We start from the raw sequence: 4,552 nt of genomic DNA, 5'->3' as shown, positions 1-4,552 counted from the left end.
TGTTGGGGTTGTGGGCCTCGCTGTCGGCGAAGACGATGCGGGCGCCGCGCAGCGCGAAGGCGTTGGCCGTCGACACGAAGGTGAAAGCCGGCACGATCACCTCGTCGCCCTCGCGGATGTTCAGCAGCAGGGCCGCCATCTCCAGCGCGTCGGTGCACGAGGTGGTCATCAGCGCCTTGCGGAAACCATAGCGCTGCTCGAAGAAGGCGTGGCAGCGCTGCGTGAAGACGCCGTCGCCCGAAATCTTGCCCGAGGCCACCGCCTCGGCGATGTACACCAGCTCCCTGCCGTGCAGGTAGGGCTTGTTGAAGGGGATGTTGGGGCGCGCCGCCAAGGGCGCAGCCGGCATGTGAGCTTGCATGAGCCACCTCCGATGCTGGCATCTTGAGGTTTTGGCGCGGGGCCAAGGCGCCGATAACCGGCTTGGCGGCAGCCCTGTTGAGGCCTTATCCGGCTGCGTGCTTTCGCCTCAAGCCGCGGCCCTGCGCTGATCTTGGCGAAACAGCTTGCTCAGGTCGCTTGCCAGTCGGTCAGCGCAGAAGTGAGCGCGCGCGAGCTCGATGTTGCGCTCGCGCAGGGCACTCGGCAAGTGGGTGGGGTCGAACTGGTTGAGGTCGCAGGTGGCCAGGCCCAGCTGGTTCAGGTAGCGGGTGTGGGCCTGGTCGGGGCGCATGAACACCTTCTTGCCCAGCGCCAGCAGGCTGACGATGTTGCCCATGCCTTGCTGACGGTTGTGGTGCATCACGGCGATGTCGATGCCGGTGAGGAAGTCGTTGTAGGCCGCCAGGGGCAGCATCTCCAGCATCGGTTTGAAGCGCGCGCCGAACATCGCGCGGCCATTGGCCATGACCAGTTCGCGGTATTTGGGGTCGCCGTAGGACAGCGGGCAGTGCACTTCCATGTCGTCTCGCGCATGCCGCGCGATCAGTGCAAAGGCTTCGAGGTGGCAGTTGGTCTCGGTGGCGGAGTTGCCGACCAGGATGCGCACGCCGGGCTGCCCTGTGGGCGGCGGGGCATGACGCGGCGCGATGTTCGACGGGTAGGCGAAGGTGCTCAGGTGCTGGGCCTGGCCGCCGTAGCGCTTTTGCGCCAGGACCATGTCGCCAGGGATGCCGGCCATGCCGCCCAGTTGCGAGATCACGCCCTGGCGCACGATTTCCTGGTGCAGCCAGCCGGGCGACGGCTCGGTGGGCACAGCCTGGTACAGGTCGCCGCCCCAGATGACCCAGTGCGACTTGCGCGCCAGCGCGGGCAGGGCGTAGAGGATGCGGTTGATCGCCTCTGACCACAGGCCGTGCAGCACGATGCGCTCTGCGCTGTGCAGGGTCTCGACCAGGCGGACGTGGTCGTCGGCGCTGGCCACCCATTCCACCGGGTGAGCCGGGGTGAGGCCGTGCTCCCAGCGCGCCGCGCCCATCAGGCAGAAGCGGTGCTCGGCCAGGTCGAAGTGTTCAGCCACGAAGTCGATGAAGCGCGGGATGAACTTGTCCAGCACCATCAGGTGCACGGTGCGGGCACCGGGTGCTGCGCGGGTGCTCATGCGGCGGCTTCCGTGGCGTCGGCTTGTGCGCTCAGCCGGGCCTGGATGTGCAAGGCGGGCAGGCGAGAGCTCGTGCAGCCGATCGTCACGTCCGGCATGACCTGGCCGATGAGGTCTTGCGCCTGACGCAGCTCGTCGGCGGGCAGGCCCAGCATCCACAGGTCGAAGTGGGTGGGGTGCATCAGCGGTGCGATGGCCGCCAGGCCCACCAGGGGCAGGCGCTTGCCGCCCCATGCATCGGCCGCGACGACCACCGTGTCGAAGGCCGGGCCCTCGGGCAGGGCGGCCAGTTCGGGCAGGTAGGCGGGGGCATCTTCCAGGATGTATTCGGCCCAAGGCGCGATGACGTCGTCCTGCACTGGCGCCAAAGGCGTGGCCGATTCGGTGGCTCGCAGCCGGGTCACGCAGGCGCCATGCTGGGTGGCCAGGCAGGCCAGGGCCTCCAGCGCGGGCCCGGTGCCGACGCACAGCACCTGCCTGCCCGGGATCAGGCCCAGGTGCTGTTGCCAGGCCAGCAGCTGCACGGCGTCGAGCGCGTGCAGTTCGTCGGCGGGCACGGTCTGCAGCAAGCTGGGCACCTGCTGGGCCAGGTGAACGGCGCAAGCGGTCTCCCACGGCGATGCGGCTGCCGCGGGCTCTGAGGGAGCGGGGCGGGCAACAGGGGCGCTCGCTTCGGCGAGATCGAGGCGGGGCAGCGGTGCTTTGGACAGCACGATCTGCGCACAGGCGCGTTGCTTGGGCGAGGACAAGGTCTGCCGCTCCTCGGCCTGGTTGTGGTGCGACTGCGGGTTGCTCTCGGTGTAGCGGTAGGCGTGAACGGGGATGTAGTGGTAGCGCCGCGTCTGGTCGAGGATGGGGTAGGCGATGGCCAGGTCGCAGGCGGCGTCCAGCCAGTTGCCGTCCGGGTACTGGAAGTATTCCTCCGGCACGGTTTCGAGCAGCGAGGCCCGGAAGCTGAAAAGGTGGCTGGTCAGCCAGCGCTGGGCACGGGGCGACTTGTTGCGGTCCAGCGGGCCATTGCCGCCGAAGCGGCCATGGTCGGTCAGGTAGTTCGTCCAGACGACGTCGTTGCCTTGGCGGTAGGCGTGAGCGAGTTGCGCCAGCACCGTCACGTCCAGCAGGAAGTCGTCCGCGTCCAGCACCGCGACGATGTCGTGCTCGCGGGCGGCGCGGCGAAGGTGGGTGCTGGCGTTGCAGGCCTTGCCCAAGCGCTCGGGGTTGCGCACCAGCTCGAATCGGCCGGGTAGCAGCTCAGACAGGGCCGCTTGAGCGGCACCCGCCGTGTCGTCGTCGGAGCAATCGTCGATGAACAGCACGTGCACGTTCGGGTGCGTCTGCCGGGCCACCGATGCAATGGCCTCCCTCACGTAGGGCGCGCAGTTGCGGCCGGTCATGAACATGAGCACGCTGAGGGGCTGGCTGCTGGCCATCGTCGGTCCTTTCTGTCGGGACCGGTGCGGGGCGCCCACATGGCGGCCCGTCTCAGGCGCAGGCGGCCTGGGTCCACGGTCAGGAGATTAGGCCGAGGCAGGGCGTGGCACTGGGTCGATCAGCGCTGGGCAGGGGGTGCTGTTCTGCCGTTTCAACGGAGCGCGCTGAGGCGGGTGGCTCAGAAGATCCGCTGGCCCGTCAGCCGCTCGTGCTCCCGCACGGCAAAGCGGTCGGTCATGCCCGAGATGTAGTCGGCCACGGCACGGTGCCGGTCGTCGCGCTGGGCGTAGGCCGGTTTCATCTCGGACGGCGAGGCCACGTAGGCGTGGAACAGCTCGGTCAGCACCTGCTTGGCCCGCGCCGTGGTCTCGTTCACCTGAGGGTGGCGGTACAGCTCCTTGAACAGGAAGCGCTTGAGCTGGGTGCTGGCCTCGCGCATCTCGGGGCTGAAGCGCACCAGGGGCGGGCAGCGGCGGGCCTCGTCGGCATCGGCTGGCTGGTGCTCTTCGAGCCTCGCGCGGGTGGCGTCGATCACGTCGTAGACCTGCTGCGAGAGCATGCGGCGGATGCTGTCGAACAGCAGGCGGCGGCCCGTGGCGCCTGCGAACTCGGCCAGCGTCTCGTCGCGAAACCGCGTGAACAGAGGCACCGCCTCGAGCTGCTCCAGCGTGATCAGGCCCGAGCGAACGCCGTCGTCGATGTCATGGGCGTTGTAGGCGATCTCGTCGGCCAGGTTGCACAGCTGGGCTTCCAGGCTGGGCTGGGTGCCCTCGATGAAGCGCCGGCCCACGCCGCCCGGCTCGGCGGCTTCGAGCAGCTCGGCGTTGCGCTTCGAGCAGTGCTTGAGCACGCCCTCGCGCGTCTCGAAGGTCAGGTTCAGGCCGTTGAAGGGCAGGTAGCGCTCCTCCAACTCGTCGATCACGCGCAGCGACTGCAGGTTGTGCTCGAAGCCACCGTGCTCGGCCATGCATTCGTTGAGCACGTCCTGGCCCGCGTGGCCGAAGGGCGTGTGGCCCAGGTCGTGCGCCAGCGCCACGGCCTCGACCAGGTCTTCGTTCAGACCCAGCGAGCGGGCGATGGAGCGACCCAGCTGCGCCACTTCCAGCGAGTGCGTCAGCCGCGTGCGGAACAGGTCACCCTCGTGGTTGAGGAACACCTGCGTTTTGTAGACCAGGCGTCGGAACGCCGTGCTGTGCACGATGCGGTCGCGGTCGCGTTGGAAGTCGCTGCGCGTGGGCGCCGAGGGCTCGGCGTGGCGGCGGCCTCGCGAACGATCGGGCTGGCTGGCGTAAGGGGCGTTCGTCATGCGCGGATCGTGCGGGGCTTTTTAGAACGAAGCCTCAGGCTGGCTTGACCACGTTGGCGGCGATCACCTCGCGCACCATGTCTTCCGGTGCCGGCTGCATGGTGGCCTGACCCAGCGGCCCGATCACCACGAAGCGGATCTGCCCGCCTTCGGCCTTCTTGTCCACCTGCATGAGTTCCAGGTAACGCTCGGCGCCCAGGTCGGGGCCGACCACGGGCAGGCCCGTGCGCTCGATCAGCGCCTTGATGCGCGCCGCGGTGTCGGCGTCGATCAGA

At 68.6% G+C, this 4,552-nt stretch carries 4 protein-coding genes and 1 pseudogene; all 5 read right to left on the bottom strand.

Going from position 1 to position 4,552, the window contains the following annotated elements:
* Positions 1–361 (bottom strand): aminotransferase class I/II-fold pyridoxal phosphate-dependent enzyme (locus B2W70_RS03505; RefSeq protein WP_286742901.1); only part of this gene is annotated, 361 nt, incomplete at its 3' end.
* A gap of 108 nt (positions 362–469) precedes the next feature.
* Positions 470–1,540, bottom strand: coding sequence for a TDP-N-acetylfucosamine:lipid II N-acetylfucosaminyltransferase (locus B2W70_RS03500; RefSeq protein WP_286742899.1), 1,071 nt, complete (start codon positions 1,538–1,540; stop codon positions 470–472).
* Complete coding sequence (locus B2W70_RS03495; protein ID WP_286742896.1) at positions 1,537–2,970, bottom strand: glycosyltransferase family 2 protein; 1,434 nt, start codon at positions 2,968–2,970, stop codon at positions 1,537–1,539. The genes B2W70_RS03500 and B2W70_RS03495 overlap by 4 nt, the downstream gene beginning before the upstream one ends.
* A gap of 179 nt (positions 2,971–3,149) precedes the next feature.
* A complete protein-coding gene (locus B2W70_RS03490) occupies positions 3,150–4,277 on the bottom strand; it encodes a deoxyguanosinetriphosphate triphosphohydrolase (RefSeq protein WP_286742894.1) in 1,128 nt (375 codons plus the stop codon).
* Positions 4,278–4,311: 34 nt separating this feature from the next.
* Positions 4,312–4,552 (bottom strand): annotated as a pseudogene (locus tag B2W70_RS03485) (3-dehydroquinate synthase); the annotation flags it as partial.

It is taken from the genome of Aquabacterium sp. UBA2148 (assembly GCF_002328915.1).
Classification (GTDB): domain Bacteria; phylum Pseudomonadota; class Gammaproteobacteria; order Burkholderiales; family Burkholderiaceae_C; genus Aquabacterium; species Aquabacterium parvum.
The sequence above is the reverse complement of the archived record's forward strand: the minus strand, read 5'-3'. Positions and strand labels throughout refer to the sequence as shown.

What these genes read in the sequence shown, in the direction of transcription:
- B2W70_RS03490 (WP_286742894.1), bottom strand. Translation starts at nt 4,277, where the DNA reads ATGACGAACGCCCCTTACGCCAGCCAGCCCGATCGTTCGCGAGGCCGC.
- B2W70_RS03500 (WP_286742899.1), bottom strand. Translation starts at nt 1,540, where the DNA reads ATGAGCACCCGCGCAGCACCCGGTGCCCGCACCGTGCACCTGATGGTG.
- B2W70_RS03495 (WP_286742896.1), bottom strand. Translation starts at nt 2,970, where the DNA reads ATGGCCAGCAGCCAGCCCCTCAGCGTGCTCATGTTCATGACCGGCCGC.